We start from the raw sequence: 15,773 nt of genomic DNA, 5'->3' as shown, positions 1-15,773 counted from the left end.
CGCTTGACCGAGTCCACCGACGATATCCTCACGCGCCCCCTAGGGGTGCCGGAGGCGCAGGCGCCGGAGCGGCCCCAAGGTCGGTTCGCACGCTTCGTCGCGCCGCTGCGCCGGCCGAGGATCGCCGCGGGGGCGCTCGCCGGCGCCATGCTGTTGGCCTGCGGGCTCGTGCTCGCCTTGGGAGATCCCCGTGGCGGCGAGCCGCGCGTCGAAGTCGCGATCACGGTGCGCGAACCGGCCTCCCGGCCGGTGGTCGCCCCGGTTGCGGCCGCCCCGGAACCGCAGGGCGTGGTGGTGGTCAACGCGGGCGGCGCACAGCAGCGCACCGCCGAGGAGATCGAGACCGCGTCGGGCGTGACGGTGGTGCGACCGCCGGGCTCCAGCCCGAGCGAGGCCGTCGTGATCCGCGTCCCGCCGCCGAGCGCGCCGCGGCTCGCGCCGGCGCCGGATGCGCGCATCAGCGAGCAAGGCCGCCACGGCACGATGCCCAAGCTCGGCGACGGCCGAACCCGCGCCCTCGACGTCTATGCCCGGGCCGAGGAGCCCGGCACCGGGCCTCGCATCGCGGTCCTGGTCACGGGCCTCGGTGTCGGGCAGGCCGCCACGGCTGGCGCCACCGTGCGCCTGCCGACCGCAATCAGCCTCGCGTTCCTGCCCTACGGCGGCGAGGCGGAGCGCGCCGCCGCCCGGGCGCGGGATGCCGGCCACGAGGTCTTCCTCCAGCTGCCCATGGAGCCGTTCGACTATCCCGACAGCGATCCCGGGCCCCAGACGCTGCTCACCGCCCTCAAGGGGGTCGAGAATGCCGACCGTCTCGCCTGGTCGCTGGCCCGCTTCCCCGGCTATGTCGGCGTCGCGAACTACATGGGCGCGAAGATGATGGCCGACCCGGCCTTCGACCCGATCCTGCGTGAGATCGGTGCCCGCGGCCTTGGCTTCCTTGACGACGGGACCGGGCCGAAGCCGAGCTTCGCCAACAAGAGCCGCACCCCGGTCGCCCGGGCGGAGATCGTCCTCGACGCCGTTCCGCGGGCCGACGCCATCGATGCGGCGCTCGGCCAGGCGGAGGCGCGAGCCCGCGCGACCGGATTCGCCCTCGTGACGGCCAGCGGCTCGGCGCTCGGCGTCGACCGGATCGCGCGCTGGGCGCGGGACCTCGATACCCGCGGCATCCGGCTGGTGCCGGCGAGCGTGGCGCTGCGCGGGGCGGTGGAGAAGCGGGTCAGCACGGCGAATTGACGGCCTCCCGGCCGCGCTTTCGCCGCCGCCGCCGTTGCCGCGTGACTTGCGCCTGACCTATGGTCGCCCGCGATGACCACAGATTCCGACTCGGGCGCTGCGCTGCCCTACCGCCCCTGCGTGGGCGTCGCGTTGATCGCGCCCTCGGGCGGCGTCTTCGTTGGCCGCCGGACGAAGGATGCCGGACCGGAGCACGTCGCCGGCCCGTACATGTGGCAGATGCCGCAGGGCGGCATCGATCCCGGCGAGGATCCCGAGGCGGCCGCCCGCCGGGAGCTCTACGAGGAGACCAACGTGCCACCCGATGCGATCCGCCTGCTCGGCGAGATCCCGGACTGGCTCGCCTACGACCTGCCGCCGGCGGTGATGAAGCAGGCCTGGAAGGGGCGCTATCGCGGCCAGACCCAGAAGTGGTTCGCCTACGGCTTCCTCGGCAGCGAGGACCTGATCGACGTGCTGACCCCCGGTGGCGGCGCCCACAAGGCCGAGTTCGACGCCTGGCGCTGGGCGCGGTTCTCCGAGCTGCCGAACCTGATCGTGCCGTTCAAGCGCCCGGTCTACGAGGGTGTGGTCGCTGCTTTCTCGGGGCTCGACGGCTGGGCGGCCGAGACCGGTGCGACCGCGCCGGCGCAGCCGTGACGTCCCGGGGGGGATCGTAGGGTGGTACGCTGGCTCGCGATTCCGCTCGCGCTCGCGCTGGCGTGGCTCGCCTTCACGGTGAGCCCGCTCTGGTCGCTCTACGACCTGGCTCAGGCCGTGCGCCGGCATGACGTGGCCTATATCGAGGGCCACGTGAACTTCCGGACCCTTCGGCTGTCCCTGGTCCGCCAGATCACCGCGGCGGTGCGCACCGCCTCCGACACCGACCTGGATCTGGAGCCCCGCGACCGGCAACGCCTCAACGACGTCGCGTACGGCCTGGCGCTGGCGCTGGCCGAGACCCTGGTCACACCCGAGACGGTGATGGACCTGCTCGACAACGGCTGGCCCGACAAGCTGGACATCGAGCGCCCCGCCAGCTTCAAGCCGGAGGGTTTGGCGATCCGGAATGCAGGACGACTCCTGCCCTATTACGCCGCCCTGGAGATGCGCGGGTTCCGGGCGGTGGTCATTCCGGTCCCGCCCGAGGGGCCCCGGGCCGAGCGCAACCGTATCCGGCTCCGTCTGCGCGGCTTCAGCTGGCGGCTGGTGGACATCGAGATGGCCGACATCCTGCGCGCGCAGATCGCCGCCAAGCTCGGCCGTGCGCTGGCCCGCGCCAAGGGCGGCGCGAGTGCTGCGGAGGAGCGGTAGGAGTCCGTCTCCGGTGTGTTGCGCCGCCGCCCTAATCCGGCGGCGAGATAGTTACACCAAACCTTCCGGACCCCAGCCACCCGTGAAACCCCCAAAGGCCACGTTCGAGGCTTTGTAGCGCTCCGGGGTGTGGTCGGTCGTCGGAGGAAGCGTCGATCGCTGCTGCGCGGGGTGACTCCCGGCTTCAATTCGCCTTGGGAGCCGTCTTCGGAGCCGCTGCCTTCTCGTCCGCCGGTGTCTTCGCCTTGGGCTCGCGCGCCTCGACCAGGCTCTCGGCCTCGTCCTCGTCGGTGTTGCCGCCCTGCACGATCGTCTTGTCGGGATTGGAGAGCAGCGACTTGGCGATGCCGAGCAGCACCTCGCACTCGCCCGGGAATTTGTAGGTTTCCAGCACGATCGCCGCGTCGCGCAGCGTGCGCAGGTCGCGCACCGTCTGAGCGTTGGCGTCCTCGCGCAGTTCCTTCTTGGCCGCGATTCCCTCCTCGATCTGCGCGCCCTTCACGTCGCACGCGGCCCGGGCCGGCACGGCGACGGCCGCGAGGGCGAAGGCGAGACCGGTGGCGAAGAGGGGGGGCCGCATGGCGGGATTCCTTGGGGTGGGTCAGGCGTGATGGGGATGGTGCGCGGCGCGCAGGATGTCGTTCGTGAGCGCAACGAGCTGGCTGGGGCGGTACGGCTTCGGAACGAACACCGATTCGGAGACGGCGTCGGCGGGCGACAGGCAGGCACGCCCGCCGGACGTGTAGATGACGGGCAGGTCCGGGCAGACGCTGCGGGCCCGGCGTGCCAGCGCCAGCCCGTTCGTGTTGCGGGCGAGGTCGATATCGGTGAAGAGCATGTCGACGCTCTCCCGTACCAGGATCGCTTCGGCCTCCCAGGCATCCGCGGCGGTGAGCACCCGATATCCCTCTTCGAGAAGCGCTTCGGCCGCGAGCTCGCAGACGGTCGGCTCGTCCTCGACCACCAGGATGGTGGCGGCGGCCGAATCCAGGGCGGGCATGGACGGGCAGGCGAAGGCGGCGACGAACGGCATCATGACGCAACTCCCACTCACCCGGCGGGGGCGCTGGAGCCCCGTGCCGGATCGAAGGAGCAACGGGCCCCTGCGCCCCGGCGTTCGCCGTGATTGCATCGAATTGCCCGGACTTGGTGCACGGCCCGTTAACCCCGCCCCTGCGCAGATGAACGGAGTGGCCGAAATGGTTAATGGCTCGTTACCGGGATGCTGCGGGAGGCTTGATTTGTGAACCGCTCCTGGCAATTGGGCACCGGCCTGCTCCTCACGGGGCTGGCGGGATACGTCGATGCGCTGGGCTTCGTGCGGCTGGGCGGCCTGTACACCTCGTTCATGAGCGGCAACACCACGCAATTCGCGGTCTTCGGCGCCGAAGCGAAGCTGCAGAAGATGGTGATGCCGGCGATTCTGATCGCGGCGTTCCTGACCGGCTCGGTCCTGGGCAGCGGCCTGGCGATCCTGGTGCCGTCGCGCTGGAGCACCCCGGTGGTGCTCGCCTACGAATCGCTGCTGATCCTGGGCGGCCTGGCGCTCGGTCTCGCTTCCCCCGAGCTGGGCCTTGCCGCGTTCTTCGTAGCCGTGGCCATGGGCGCGCAGAACGCCGTGCTGGCGCAGGTGCAGGGTTTCCGGGCCGGTACCACCTTCGTCACCGGAGCCCTGTTCAGCCTGGGCCAGAAGATCGCCCGGGCGCTGACACGCACGGGCGACCCGCTCGGCTGGATCGGCGACGGGCTGGTCTGGTTGTCCCTGTTGCTGGGCGCCTTCCTGGGGGCGCTGGCCTACGATGCGTTCGCCCTCTACGCCCTGATCGCGCCGGCGGCGGTCTCGGGGGTGCTCGCGCTGATCACCGCGTTCCTGGTCCTGCGCGCCGGCCAGAGGACCACGAAGGTCGAGTTTCCATGAGCGATTCCGTCAGCCATCCGTCCCTCACCGAACACGTCGCGCCGCTGGAGGCGGGCGCCCACGTGGTCGCGGCGCAGTTCCTGAAGGACGCCCCCGCCCTGGCGCTCGGCGACGGCACCGTGGCCCTCATGCAGGGGGATGCGCTGACCCGGATCGCCGCCCATCCCGACAGCGGGATCCTGGTGGCGGCCGGGAGCAGCGACCGCCTCGTCACGGGCGGCGACGACGGCCGGGTCGTCGAGATCCGGGCCGGTGGCGCCGTACAGGAGCTCGGCGCGGCCAAGGGCGGTGCCTGGATCGACGCTCTGGCGCTGCATCCGGACGGCGCCGTGGCCTGGTCGGCCGGTCGCGCGGTCGTCGCCCGGGATGCCAAGGGCCGGGAGCGCAGCTTCACGGCGCCCTCGACGGCCCGGGGGCTGGTCTTCGCCCCGAAGGGCTACCGTCTCGGCGTCGCCCACTACAACGGCGTCAGCCTCTGGTTCCCGAATCTCGAGACGCCCGCCGAGGTCGTGAGCTGGAAGGGCTCGCATATCGACGTCACGTGGTCACCGGACGGCCGCTTCGTGGTCTCGACCATGCAGGAGAACGCGCTGCACGGTTGGCGCCTGCAGCCGGATCGCGGCCACATGCGGATGTCGGGTTATCCTGGCAAGGTCCGCTCCGTGTCCTGGTCTTCCGATGGGCACTGGCTTGCCACCGGAGGCGCCGAGGCTGCGATCGTCTGGCCGTTCGATTCGAAGGAAGGCCCCACCGGCAAGGCGCCGCGGGAATGCGGCGTCCGCCCCGCCCGGGTGACGCGGGTCGCGTTCCACCCCAAGGCGCCGGTCCTGGGAGTGGGCTACGAGGATGGCTGCATCCTGCTGGTGCGCTTCACCGACGCCTCGGAGCTACTGGTGCGGCGCGCCGTGCCGGGCAGCGGGATCACGGCACTCGCCTGGGACGTACGCGGCAACCGCATGCTGTTCGGCTGCGCCGACGGCCAGGCCGGCCTGCTGACCCTGCCAGCGTGATCTGCCGGTGCCCCGATCTTTTGGTTCTCGGCCGAAGCCATGCTTTTTAGGCCGTGTCCTGTCTCCGACCCGGAGGGTCTGACGTGTTCCGCGTGTTCCGCACTCTCGGCCTCGCCCTCGGCCTGCTCGGCGGCGTGATCGCCGCCCAGGCCCCCGAATTCGCGCAGCAATATGCGCAGCGCCTCGGCGGCGCGGTGGACGAGCTGCGCCGCCAGGTGGCGGTGCTCGAATCGGACGCGCAGGCCTCCGGCACCACCCGCGACGGCGCGGTCGACCGGCTGCGCACCAACCCTGACCAGTTGGTGGCCCGGCGCGGCGATGCCGCACAGGCCGACATCTCTCGGCTGGCAAGATTGAGCGCGCAGGAGCAGGTCCTCGCCTCGGCGACGAGCCCGCTCGGCAAGGTGGTGGCGATGCTGCGCGACCCCGACGTGCCGGTAGCGCAGGCCGCCTACCAGGATTTCAGCCCGGCTGTGCCGACCAATGCCGACGGCCTCGCCGCCGGTCTGATCGGGTTCCTGACCGCCTGGGGCGGCTGGCGCGTGCTCTCGGATGTCGGCCTGCGGTTCGCCCGCAAGCGCCCACGAACGGCGACCCGGACGGCCTGATCCGCCACCGGCGCGACGCGCTGACCCGGGAGTGTTGCTCAGGGTCTACAGCGGCTTGCGCGGAGCTTGCGTATCGAGCGTGATCCGGCCATCTCGGTCCGAGAGAAGGCGCAAGATGCCGCGGGCGTCGAACTCTACCACGATCGATCCGGCGCTCGACGCCGCCGCCCTGCTGCGGCGCGTCGGCTTCTTCGGCCTGTTCGTCATCCTGCCGGTGCTGGCGCAGGTCGCCCGCCGCGCCACCGTGATCCTGGCGCCGATCGCCGTGGTGCTGCTGATCATCGCCAGCGCGATCGACCGCCGCCAGCGGCCCGTGCGCCCGGGTGTGTCCCGTCTGCTCACGGCGCCGGCCTTCCTGGCCGCCATGCTGGTGGTGCTGTGGTCGGTGCTGTCGCTGACCTGGACGCCGTTCCTCGGCCCGGCCGTGGAGCGTCTGGCCAACCTCGCGGCGACGATCGGGTTGGCGCTGCTCGGCTATTTCGCCCTGCCGGACCGGATGCGCTCGGCCAATCTCTACCTGCTGCCGCTCGGGCTCGTCGCGGGCGCGATCGTGGCGATCGTGCTGGGGCTGTTCGGGGCGCACATGGCGCCGCCCGGCATCGACGACGACGGGGCCCTCGATCGCGGCCTGATCCTGCTGATTCTTCTGGTCTGGCCGGGGCTCGCCTGGCTGCGATCACGGCGGCGCGACCGCGAGGCGCTCGGACTCGCCCTGCTGGTCGCCCTGGCGCTGACGGTCCAGCCGGACGCCACCCAGATCGCTGCGCTGGCGGTCGGCGCGCTGGCCTTCGCGGTGACGAGCTACCGGCCGAAGCTCGGCGTGATGCTGACCGCGACCCTGTCGGCCGCGCTGCTCGCCGTGGCGCCGCTGCTGCCGTTCCTGGCCCGGCCGATCGGCGCGGCGTTGTTCGGGCCGCTCTCGCCCGCGGTGCTGTCACTGAAGAGCTGGCAGAAGGTGGTGACCACCGATCCGGTGCGGCTGATCACCGGCCACGGCTTCGAGACGGCACTGCGCGGGCGCCTGGTCGGCATGCTGCCGCTGAACGCGCCGACCACGGCCCTGTTCGAGTTCTGGTACGAACTCGGGATCGTCGGCGCGCTGGCCGCCGCCTTCGCGCTCTACGCCTCGATCCGCCGGGCCGGCCGGGACATCCCGGCCCTGATCCCGGGAGCGATGGGGTGCTTCTCCGCCGCCTTCACGGTCGCCTGCCTGGGTGTCGGCCTCACGGCGATCTGGTGGCTCAGCATCGTCGCCATCGTCATCGTGGTGTTCGTGGCGGTGGAGCGTGGCCAGTTCCGCACCAACCGCCCCAAGGTCGCCAAGCTTCCCCGGCTGCGCGCGGACTGATCCTCGGCTCACCGGTTCAGGAAGCCGTGCAGCCGGATCCAGGCCAGGAACAGGCCGGGCCAGGCGGCGGCCGGCGTGCCCGGGGCGCCGAGCCCGAATCCGTGCCCACCGCGCTCGAACAGGTGCAGCTCGGCCGGCACCCGCGCCCTCCGCAAAGCCGCGAACATCAGCAGCGGGTGATCGGCCACCGCCACCGGATCGTCGATCGCCTGGACCAGGAAGGTCGGGGGCGTCTGCGGCCCGACCTGGAGGTCCACCGAGTAGGTCTTCATCTCGAGCGGGGTGACCTCGTCGCCGACCAGGATCCGTCGCGTCGCGGTGCCGTCGAACGGCTTGCCCATGGTGATGACCGGGTAGATCAACCCTGCCAAGACCGGCCGAACCGGCTGCGCGTCGGCTTCGTCCACCGGGGTGTAGAGGTCGCTCGCGGTGCCGACCGCGGTCTCCCCCATCAGGTGGCCGCCCGCGGAAAAGCCCAGTACGCCGACCCGGGCGGGGTCGATCCCGTATTCCGAGCCCCGCGCCCGCACCAGCCGCAGCGCCCGCTGCGCGTCCTGCCGCGGTGCGTCTGGGCCTGCGCCCCAGCCCTCCGCGGGCAGACGATAGACCAGCAGGAAGACTGTGATCCCCGCTGCGTTGAGGACGCGCCCGACCGGCACGCCCTCGTTGCCGAGCGCGATGAACTGGTAGCCGCCGCCGGCCGCCACGATGATCGCCGCGCCGTTGGGATTGGCCGGCCGCATCGCCAGCAGGCATGGCTTGGCCACCCGGGTGACGTCGCCCGAGCGGCCCTCGACATAGCGGTAGCCGTCCGGATCGGGCCCGCTGCCGCCCCCCGGAGGCTGGCCGGGCCACAGATCGATCACCTGCAGGTCCGCCCCGGGCAGCGAGCGTGGCAGCGCGCGGATCGCCTCGTGGGGCGCCGGCTCCGGCGGCTTTTCCTGCGCCTTTGCCGCGCGCAGGCCGAAAGCGGTGGTCAAGCCTGCGAGCAGCAGGCGGCGGTCGAGATTCATGGACCGGTCCCGGGGGCCGCTCAGGACAGGGCCCGGATGGCGGGACGGGCGGACTCGGGCATGGCGCTCTCCTGAAACATTCCTCGCCCAACGTCGTGGGACGCGGGGACGGTTCCGGAGAGGCGCGTCCTCAGGCGCGCCGGGTGATCACGGATACGTAGAAGCCATCGGTGCCGGTCCGCAGCGGGGTCATCTGCAGGCCGTGTTCCGTCTGGCGAACAGAGGATGCGAGGCTTGGCGGTCCCGCCGCCAGCACGGTCTCGGCCGGCACGGCATCGAAGCGGCCACGCCAGCGGGACAGCAGCCCGGCCACCGCCGCGTCGTTCTCCGCGGGCAGGAGCGAGCAGGTGATGTAGACGATCCGCCCGCCGGGCCGGACCAGCTTGGCTGCGCGGTCGAGGACCTGGGACTGCTCGGCGATGCGCAGGGCCAGGCTGCCGGGCCGCAGCCGCCACTTGGCATCCGGGTTGCGCCGCCAAGTCCCGGAGCCGGTGCAGGGTGCGTCGACCAGCACCCGGTCGATCTGGCCGTCCAGATCCTCCAGCACGTCGGCGCGGGCTTTGCCACTGCGCGGTGTCCGGACTTCGGCCGCGGCCCCGGAGCGGCGCAGGCGCTCGTGGATCGGCGCGAGCCGGCGCGGATCGCCGTCCGTGGCGATCAGGCGGGCGCCGTTACGGGTCTGGGAGGCCAGCGCCAGGGTCTTGCCGCCACCGCCGGCGCAGAGGTCGACGAGGGTCTCGCCCGCGTGCGGATCCACCAGGAGGGCGGCGAGCTGCGAGCCTTCGTCCTGGATCTCATACCAGCCGTCCAGGAACTCGGCCTCGACGTGGAGCGCCGGGCCGCGGCCGTCAGCGCCGATCGGGATCCGGACGCCGAGTGGTGCGTGCGGGGTCGGGGCGGCATCGAAGCCGCTCAGCGCAGGCATCAGGTCGTCACGGCTGCCCCGTAGGGCGTTGACCCGGATATCGAGGGGCGCGCGCCGGGCGAGCGCCTTCAATTCGGGGATCAGGTCGTCGCCCAGCGCGGCCTCCAGCTCGGGCAGCACGAAGGCCGGGGCATCGCCGGCCACTTCGGGCGGGGCTTCGTCCAACGTGCCGGATTCGAGGCGCGCGCGCTCGTCGTCGCTCAGCGGCTCGGGGGCGAAGCGCTCGCCGGAGAACAGCGCGGCCACAGACGCGGCGGCGAGCCCCTGCTGCAGCCGCAGGGAGCCAATCAGCACGGCGCGCGGCGCCTCGGAATCCATGATCCAGGCGGCGGAAGCCCGCCGGCGCAGGGCGTCGTAGACCAGACTGGCGATTCCGGCCCGGTCGCCGGAGCCGGCGAAACGGTGGGCGAGGCCCCAATCCTTCAGCGCGTCGGCGGCGGGGCGGCGGCGCTCCGCGATATCGGTCAGGACTTCGATGGCGGCGGAGCAGCGGGCGGCGGGGGTCAGGGTCGACATCCTTTAAAACGGCGCTCGGCCGACGCGAAACGGCCACGCTTGGCCCACGATGCCGCCACGGTGCGGCCGAGCTTCCAGCACGATCCCGGCTCAGACCGGGTCGCGGGCGGTCCCGCGATGCGGGCCGGCCCCGTGTCGTATGGCATCCTCCCGCCGCGGACCAGTGCGTTCCGCGGACGGAGGTCTGTCCGGGAGTGCCTCAGATCATGTCTTCCCTCGTTCGCGTAACCCGGTCCGTGACCCTCGCCGGATTCGTCGCCGCCGCCCTCGCCGCCTGTGCGAGCGCCCCGGCCGCCCCCGATCTCACCCCGCCGCCGCGCCGGCCGCTGGATGCCAAGACGCAGCTCGAATACGGCAACCCGCCTCCGCCGCCTCCGCCCGGCCGCTACTGAAAAGCGACGACTCGCCCATCCCCACCTCATCCCGGTGTGACGGAGCGAAGCGGAGGCCTTGGGGGAGGCCTCCGGCCGGCAGCGCGAAAGCCGGAAGCGCCCTTCCAGGGTTGCCGTCGCAGACATCCGGGACCAGCGGATCTCTCGATCGTGTCGCTGGGTAAAACCGGACGGTTGCGGCGCGCGGCTCAGGCCGCCTCCCTAGCTCGCCGGGCCTCATAGGCCTTCAGGCCGGCATAAACCTGACCGAGCAGCGGGAAGGCCGCCTCCGGACTGAGGCGGCCACCCCGGGTGATCAGGTCGCCGATCACGTGGTCTGCCTCGATCCGGCCGCTGTTCTCGATGTCGCGCAGCATCGAGGCCGTGAAGGTCGAGCCCTCCGCGGTGAGCTGCGCCCGAGCCCGCTCGGCGACGACTCCGCGCGGCTCGAACCCACTCGCCGCGGCCACCGCCGTGCATTCGGCGTGAAGGGCGGCGATGAAGGCCGTGCCGCCGGGCGCAGCCACGATGTCGCCGACCGCGGCCCGCATCAGCGTCGTCGCGCCCGCGAGCGTCGCCAGGAACACCCATTTCTCCCACATCTCCTGCAGGATCACGTCGCTGAGGCGCGCCTGGAACTTCAGGCCGCGCATCAGGTCATCGACGGCCTCGATGCGGGCCGAGCGCGACCCGTCGCGCTCGCCGTAGGTGATGCTGCACAGCTCGCTCATGTGCCGGATCGCGCCGTCCGGCGCGAGGGTCGCCGCGATGGCGCAGGAGCCGCCCAGCACCCGCGCAGCGCCGAACTTGGCGTCGAGCGCGTCGAGATGGGACATCCCGTTCAGCAGCGGCAGGATCGTGGTGCCCTCGCCTATGGCAGGCGCGAGGTCGGCAAGGGCGCTGTCGAGGTCGTAGGCCTTGCAGGAGAGCAGCACGAGGTCGAACGCGCCCGCCTGGGCCAGCGTGTCGGCCGTGACGGTGGGCGGCGCGGGCAGATGCAGGTCGCCCAGTGGCGAGCGCAGCACCAGCCCGTTCACCGCCAGTTTCTCGGCCCGGGCCGGCCGGACCAGGAAGGTCACGTCCGACCCCGATTCCGCGAGCCGCGCCCCGTAATAGCCGCCGGTCGCCCCGGCTCCGACGATCAGCGTGCGCATTGGGTCTCTCCGGGGCGAGATCGTTGTCGGCCGCATCGGTCCGTGCCGGCCCAGCCATCGGAGGTCGCCCACCGGACCGAGTCAAGGCGGTGATGATCGGTGGGCCTAGGCTGACGTGCCTGTCCCCTCGCCGCCGCGGGCGAGGGGACGCTTCGTGACCACATCGAACGTGGGCGTCAGGTCCGCGACGGGTAGTTCGGGCTCTCGCGGGTGATGGTCACGTCGTGGACGTGGCTCTCGCGGAGGCCGGCATTGGTAATGCGGATGAACTGCGCCCGCTCCTGGAAATCCGGGATGGTCGCGCCGCCGACATAGCCCATGGCGGCGCGCAGGCCGCCGGCGAGCTGGTGCAGGACGTTGCCGACCGGGCCCTTGTAGGGGACCTGGCCCTCGATACCCTCCGGCACGAGCTTGTGGGTGTCGTTGACTTCGGCCTGGAAGTAGCGGTCGGCCGAGCCGCGGGCCATGGCGCCCACTGAGCCCATGCCCCGGTACGACTTGTACGAGCGGCCCTGGTACAGAAACACCTCGCCGGGCGCCTCGTCGGTGCCGGCCAGCAGAGAGCCGAGCATCGCCACCGAGGCGCCGGCCGCGATCGCCTTGGCGAGGTCGCCGGAATACTTGATGCCACCGTCGGCGATGACCGGGATGTCGGCCTCGCTGGCGGCCTCCACGGCCTCAAGCAGGGCGGTGAGCTGGGGCACGCCCACGCCCGCCACGATGCGGGTGGTGCAGATCGAGCCCGGGCCGATGCCGACCTTGATGGCGTCCGCGCCCGCGTCGATCAGCGCCTTGGTGCCCTCGCGGGTGGCGACGTTGCCGGCGATCACCTGGACGGCGTTGGAGAGCTGCTTCACCCGGGCGACGGCGTCGAGCACCTTGATCGAATGACCGTGGGCGGTGTCGACCACGATCACGTCGCAGCCGGCGTCGATCAGGCGCTCGGCCCGCTCGAAGCCGCTGTCGCCCGTGGTGGTCGCGGCGGCGACCCGCAGCCGGCCCTGCTCGTCCTTGACGGCGAACGGGTAGGTCACGCGCTTCTCGATGTCCTTGACGGTGATCAGGCCGATGCAGCGGTAATGGTCGTCGACCACCAGCAGCTTCTCGATGCGGAACTGGTGCAGGAGGCGCTTGGCCTCGTCCTGGGTCACGCCCTCGCGGACGGTGATCAGCCGATCCCGGGTCATCAGCTCGGCAACCGGCTGTGCGGGGTTCGTCGCGAAGCGGACGTCGCGGTTGGTCAGGATGCCGACCAGCTTGCCCCGGGAGCCGTTGGGCCCGCGCTCCACCACCGGGATCCCGGAGATGCGGTTGCGCTTCATCACCTCGAAGGCGTCGGCCAGGGTCTCGTCGGGATGGATGGTGATGGGGTTCATCACCATGCCGGACTCGTACTTCTTGACGAGACGGACTTGCTCGGCCTGCTCTGCGGGCTCCAGGTTGCGATGGATCACCCCCATGCCGCCGTTGGCCGCCATGGCGATGGCCATCGGCGCCTCGGTGACCGTGTCCATGGCGGAGGCGAGGATCGGCAGGTTCAGCGGGATCGAGCGGGTCAGCCGCGAAGCGACGTTGACCTCGGTCGGCATCACCGAGGAGGCGGCGGGCCGCAGGAGCACGTCGTCGAAGGTCAGGCCTTCGATGATCGTGGCGGAATCGACTCGGGCCATGTGCCAACTTTCCTCGGACGGCCGCGCTTTGAGGGGGTGCGCAGCGGGATCGGGTTGGCAAGTGCCAGTATCATGGGGTCCGCGGCCGCGCCAATGCGCCGTCGCCGCGCCGCAGCGGGAAATCGCGCATGGCTCCCCCGCTTTTTTGTACCGGCGGTCGGGTCAGCGTGTTGCCGGAACGGCAGCGCCCCTGTCGGTGTATTCCGGCGGCAGGCCGATATAGTCGCCCAGGATGCCGTCGATGCCCGGCGCCCGGCCGTAGGCCTCGCAATCGGGGTCGAGCGGTGCCTCGCCGAGCGTGGTGATCCGGATGCGGTCCCAGGTCGGCAGGGTGTTGGGGGCGTTGAACGGGTCGTCGCCGGTGGCCAGCATGAAGCCGAAATCCTGGCCGAACTCGCCGGCGAGGTCGTAGGCGTCGCTGGCGCGCGAGAAGCGCGGCTGGCTCGTGAACGAGTTCGCGGCCCCGCCCCAGACCATCGCGGCGCGCTGCTCGCGACGACGATCCAACGCCTCGGCCTCGACCGTGAGGCTGCCGAGCCCGATCGGGATGCGCGGGATCGGGATGCGGCCGATACCCTCGACGGCGCTAAGCCCCACCTGCGAGGCCACCGTCACGCCGGCCGAGCCCGCGATGGTGGCGCCCGCGCCGAGCAGGTCTGTTGGCTCGACCCGGGTGACCTGCGCCCGCACGGTGAGATCGGCGTCGCGACCGGTCACCACGTCGTAGCGCAGCGACAGGTCGTAACAGAGCGCGCGGTCGGCCGCGTTGGCGATCAGGCGGCGTTCCGCCTGAGTGAGCGGCGCGGCGCCCGCGACGTCGGCGTGGAACGCGGTCGGGATGATCCGCACGGTGCGGGCCTTGGCCAGGGCCGGCCGGTCCACGTAGAGCCGCGAGGCCGAGGCGACGGCGCTGCTCGCCTGCAGCCGATCGTAGCGGGTGAGCGAACCGCGGTCGTTGAGCAGCACGGTGCCGCAGGCCGTGACCGTCGACAGGAGCGCGACGGCGGCGGCGAGCCGCGACAGGGAACGGCGCTTGCTCGGACTGGGCTGCATCGAGTGTCTCGTGGCCGGCACCGCGCCGGTATCGACGGCCGGAAGACCGCTCGCGCTAAACGTAGCCATTGGATCACGCGCACAAAAGGTGGTGTTCGGTCACGACGCAACCCCTGTTGCGTTGCGGATACAGGCGCGAAACACGACCGTGCGAGTTCGCGGCCCCGCCGTGCAACCGTCTCGGCACGACACGCGTCTGCTGTCCGATGCCTGCCTCGACCCAAAGACCGCTCTGGATCGTCCCCCTGACGGTGGCCACCGCCCTGTTCATGGAGAACACCGATTCCACGGTGATCGCCACGGCGCTGCCGAGCATCGCGGCAAGCCTCGGCGAGGATCCGATCGCCCTGAAGCTGGCGCTGACTTCCTATCTGGTCAGCCTGGCGATCTTCATCCCGGTGAGCGGATGGATGGCCGACCGCTATGGCTCGCGCACGGTCTTCCGGGCCGCGCTCGTCGTGTTCATGCTGGGATCGCTCGCCTGCGCGGCGGCTAACGGGCTGGCGTGGTTCGTCGCGGCGCGGTTCCTCCAGGGCATGGGCGGGGCCATGATGGTGCCGGTTGGGCGCCTCGTTGTGCTGCGCAGCGTGCCGAAGTCGCAGCTGGTGACCGCTCTGGCCTACCTGACCTTCCCGGCGCTGGTCGGCCCGGTGCTCGGACCGCCGCTGGGTGGGCTGATCACCACCTGGTTCGACTGGCGCTGGATCTTCTTCATCAATCTGCCGATCGGCGTCGCCGGAATTGTGCTGGCGAGCCTGTACTTCGAGGATGTGCGCGAGCCGGAGCGTCCGCCCCTCGACCTGATCGGCTTCTTCGTGCTCGGCACCGGCCTCGCCGCCCTGATGCTGGGGCTGGCCTCGATGGGACGCCATCTGCTCCCGGCCTCGGTCTCCTGGGGATGCCTGGCCGCGGGGGCGATCCTGCTGCCGCTCTACGTCGCGCATGCACGGCGGGCCGCCCACCCGATCGTGCGGCTGGACCTGATGAACCGCCCGACTTTCCGGGTCGCGATCCTGGGCGGCAGCCTGTTCCGGGTCGGGACCGGCGCGATCCCGTTCCTGCTGCCGCTGATGCTGCAGGTCGGGTTCGGGCTCGACGCCCTGCATTCAGGATTGATAACCTTCGCGGCGGCGGCCGGCGCGATGTTCGTGAAGACCCTCGCGCCCAAGATCCTGCGCCGCCTGGGATTCCGCGCCGTGATGGTCTTCAATGCCGTGCTGGCTTCGGCCTTCCTGGCGGTGAACGGGCTCTACACCGCCGACACGCCGCACTGGATCATGATCGCGCTGCTGTTCCTGGGCGGCTGCTCGCGCTCGGTGCAGTTCACCTGCGTCAACGCCATCGCGTATGCCGACCTCGAATCCCGTGAGATGAGCGCGGCCACGAGCTTCGCCAGCGTCTGCCAGCAGCTTTCGCTGAGCCTCGGGGTGACCCTCGGCGCGCTGGCGCTCGAAGGCGCGGCGGGCTTCCACGGCCGGACCACGATCGAGGCCGGCGATTTTGGGCCGGCCTTCTTCGCCGTGGCTGTCTTGTCGGCGGCCTCGGTGCTGGCCTTCCGCAAGCTGACGCCCGATGCCGGGGCCGAGATCTCCGGCCGCAGGATGGTCGCGGCGACCCCGCCGGCGTCGGCCGAGATGAAGCCGCGGGCGAACTGA

At 71.5% G+C, this 15,773-nt stretch carries 16 protein-coding genes; 9 read left to right on the top strand and 7 right to left on the bottom strand.

Annotated features, from left to right (window positions below):
* The first annotated feature begins 3 nt into the window (after positions 1 to 3).
* The 3 genes from ACYQPG_RS10800 to ACYQPG_RS10790 all read left to right on the top strand — a co-directional run bounded on the left by ACYQPG_RS10800 (position 4) and on the right by ACYQPG_RS10790 (position 2,532).
* On the top strand, positions 4 to 1,239 hold the full coding sequence (locus ACYQPG_RS10800; RefSeq protein WP_147908239.1) for a divergent polysaccharide deacetylase family protein: 1,236 nt from the start codon (positions 4 to 6) through the stop codon (positions 1,237 to 1,239).
* A 72-nt stretch (positions 1,240 to 1,311) separates the two neighbouring features.
* Entirely contained in the window at positions 1,312 to 1,878 is a 567-nt protein-coding gene (locus tag ACYQPG_RS10795; RefSeq protein WP_147908240.1) for an RNA pyrophosphohydrolase, read from the top strand.
* Positions 1,879 to 1,899: 21 nt separating this feature from the next.
* Positions 1,900 to 2,532 (top strand): DUF2939 domain-containing protein, encoded by a 633-nt coding sequence (locus tag ACYQPG_RS10790; protein ID WP_461230913.1) that lies wholly within the window; start codon positions 1,900 to 1,902, stop codon positions 2,530 to 2,532.
* Positions 2,533 to 2,716: 184 nt separating this feature from the next.
* Here ACYQPG_RS10790 and ACYQPG_RS10785 read toward each other — a convergent pair whose 3' ends face one another.
* Positions 2,717 to 3,112 (bottom strand): photosystem reaction center subunit H, encoded by a 396-nt coding sequence (locus ACYQPG_RS10785; protein ID WP_147908242.1) that lies wholly within the window; start codon positions 3,110 to 3,112, stop codon positions 2,717 to 2,719.
* Between the two features lie 21 nt (positions 3,113 to 3,133).
* Positions 3,134 to 3,568 carry a response regulator gene (locus tag ACYQPG_RS10780; RefSeq protein ID WP_461230912.1) on the bottom strand — a complete coding sequence of 145 codons (435 nt, stop codon included), beginning with the start codon at positions 3,566 to 3,568 and terminating at the stop codon, positions 3,134 to 3,136.
* A gap of 207 nt (positions 3,569 to 3,775) precedes the next feature.
* On the opposite strand from ACYQPG_RS10780, the gene ACYQPG_RS10775 reads away from it, so the two are divergent.
* The 4 genes from ACYQPG_RS10775 (at position 3,776) to ACYQPG_RS10760 (ending at position 7,416) form a co-directional block, all read left to right on the top strand.
* Positions 3,776 to 4,450: a YoaK family protein gene (locus ACYQPG_RS10775; RefSeq protein WP_147908244.1), complete on the top strand. Its 675-nt coding sequence runs from the start codon at positions 3,776 to 3,778 to the stop codon at positions 4,448 to 4,450.
* The gene (locus ACYQPG_RS10770; protein ID WP_461230911.1) at positions 4,447 to 5,460 is read left to right on the top strand and encodes a WD40 repeat domain-containing protein; all 1,014 of its coding nucleotides are present in this window, start codon (positions 4,447 to 4,449) and stop codon (positions 5,458 to 5,460) included. Before ACYQPG_RS10775 ends, ACYQPG_RS10770 begins: the two co-directional genes overlap by 4 nt.
* An 83-nt stretch (positions 5,461 to 5,543) precedes the next feature.
* Positions 5,544 to 6,068 carry a DUF2937 family protein gene (locus ACYQPG_RS10765; RefSeq protein WP_461230910.1) on the top strand — a complete coding sequence of 175 codons (525 nt, stop codon included), beginning with the start codon at positions 5,544 to 5,546 and terminating at the stop codon, positions 6,066 to 6,068.
* A gap of 115 nt (positions 6,069 to 6,183) precedes the next feature.
* A complete protein-coding gene (locus tag ACYQPG_RS10760) occupies positions 6,184 to 7,416 on the top strand; it encodes an AEC family transporter (RefSeq protein WP_461230909.1) in 1,233 nt (410 codons plus the stop codon).
* Positions 7,417 to 7,424: 8 nt separating this feature from the next.
* On the opposite strand, the gene ACYQPG_RS10755 is transcribed toward ACYQPG_RS10760, so the two are convergent.
* Entirely contained in the window at positions 7,425 to 8,429 is a 1,005-nt protein-coding gene (locus ACYQPG_RS10755; RefSeq protein WP_461230908.1) for an alpha/beta hydrolase, read from the bottom strand.
* Positions 8,430 to 8,559: 130 nt separating this feature from the next.
* A complete protein-coding gene (locus tag ACYQPG_RS10750; RefSeq protein WP_419829391.1) occupies positions 8,560 to 9,870 on the bottom strand; it encodes an RsmB/NOP family class I SAM-dependent RNA methyltransferase in 1,311 nt (436 codons plus the stop codon).
* A gap of 206 nt (positions 9,871 to 10,076) precedes the next feature.
* On the opposite strand from ACYQPG_RS10750, the gene ACYQPG_RS10745 reads away from it, so the two are divergent.
* Positions 10,077 to 10,262 carry a hypothetical protein gene (locus tag ACYQPG_RS10745; protein WP_419829390.1) on the top strand — a complete coding sequence of 62 codons (186 nt, stop codon included), beginning with the start codon at positions 10,077 to 10,079 and terminating at the stop codon, positions 10,260 to 10,262.
* Between the two features lie 188 nt (positions 10,263 to 10,450).
* Here ACYQPG_RS10745 and panE read toward each other — a convergent pair whose 3' ends face one another.
* From panE to ACYQPG_RS10730, 3 genes are all read right to left on the bottom strand, one after another.
* On the bottom strand, positions 10,451 to 11,395 hold the full coding sequence (gene panE / locus ACYQPG_RS10740) for a 2-dehydropantoate 2-reductase (RefSeq protein WP_461230907.1): 945 nt from the start codon (positions 11,393 to 11,395) through the stop codon (positions 10,451 to 10,453).
* 176 nt (positions 11,396 to 11,571) lie between these two features.
* Positions 11,572 to 13,065, bottom strand: coding sequence for an IMP dehydrogenase (gene guaB / locus ACYQPG_RS10735; RefSeq protein ID WP_461230906.1), 1,494 nt, complete (start codon positions 13,063 to 13,065; stop codon positions 11,572 to 11,574).
* Positions 13,066 to 13,227: 162 nt separating this feature from the next.
* Positions 13,228 to 14,118 carry a DUF3313 domain-containing protein gene (locus ACYQPG_RS10730; RefSeq protein WP_147909778.1) on the bottom strand — a complete coding sequence of 297 codons (891 nt, stop codon included), beginning with the start codon at positions 14,116 to 14,118 and terminating at the stop codon, positions 13,228 to 13,230.
* 206 nt (positions 14,119 to 14,324) lie between these two features.
* Between ACYQPG_RS10730 and ACYQPG_RS10725 the strand changes: the two genes are divergently transcribed.
* Complete coding sequence (locus ACYQPG_RS10725; protein WP_461230905.1) at positions 14,325 to 15,773, top strand: MFS transporter; 1,449 nt, start codon at positions 14,325 to 14,327, stop codon at positions 15,771 to 15,773.

It is taken from the genome of Methylobacterium sp. CM6246 (genome assembly GCF_054818005.1).
Note: the sequence above shows the minus strand (reverse complement) of the source record. Positions and strands in the feature narration are given on the sequence as shown.

Coding starts and splice junctions, on each gene's coding strand:
- panE (WP_461230907.1), bottom strand. CDS start 11,395: ATGCGCACGCTGATCGTCGGAGCCGGGGCGACCGGCGGCTATTACGGG.
- ACYQPG_RS10770 (WP_461230911.1), top strand. CDS start 4,447: ATGAGCGATTCCGTCAGCCATCCGTCCCTCACCGAACACGTCGCGCCG.
- ACYQPG_RS10745 (WP_419829390.1), top strand. CDS start 10,077: ATGTCTTCCCTCGTTCGCGTAACCCGGTCCGTGACCCTCGCCGGATTC.
- ACYQPG_RS10755 (WP_461230908.1), bottom strand. CDS start 8,429: ATGAATCTCGACCGCCGCCTGCTGCTCGCAGGCTTGACCACCGCTTTC.
- ACYQPG_RS10760 (WP_461230909.1), top strand. CDS start 6,184: ATGCCGCGGGCGTCGAACTCTACCACGATCGATCCGGCGCTCGACGCC.
- ACYQPG_RS10785 (WP_147908242.1), bottom strand. CDS start 3,112: ATGCGGCCCCCCCTCTTCGCCACCGGTCTCGCCTTCGCCCTCGCGGCC.
- ACYQPG_RS10750 (WP_419829391.1), bottom strand. CDS start 9,870: ATGTCGACCCTGACCCCCGCCGCCCGCTGCTCCGCCGCCATCGAAGTC.
- guaB (WP_461230906.1), bottom strand. CDS start 13,065: ATGGCCCGAGTCGATTCCGCCACGATCATCGAAGGCCTGACCTTCGAC.
- ACYQPG_RS10725 (WP_461230905.1), top strand. CDS start 14,325: ATGCCTGCCTCGACCCAAAGACCGCTCTGGATCGTCCCCCTGACGGTG.
- ACYQPG_RS10780 (WP_461230912.1), bottom strand. CDS start 3,568: ATGATGCCGTTCGTCGCCGCCTTCGCCTGCCCGTCCATGCCCGCCCTG.
- ACYQPG_RS10795 (WP_147908240.1), top strand. CDS start 1,312: ATGACCACAGATTCCGACTCGGGCGCTGCGCTGCCCTACCGCCCCTGC.
- ACYQPG_RS10730 (WP_147909778.1), bottom strand. CDS start 14,118: ATGCAGCCCAGTCCGAGCAAGCGCCGTTCCCTGTCGCGGCTCGCCGCC.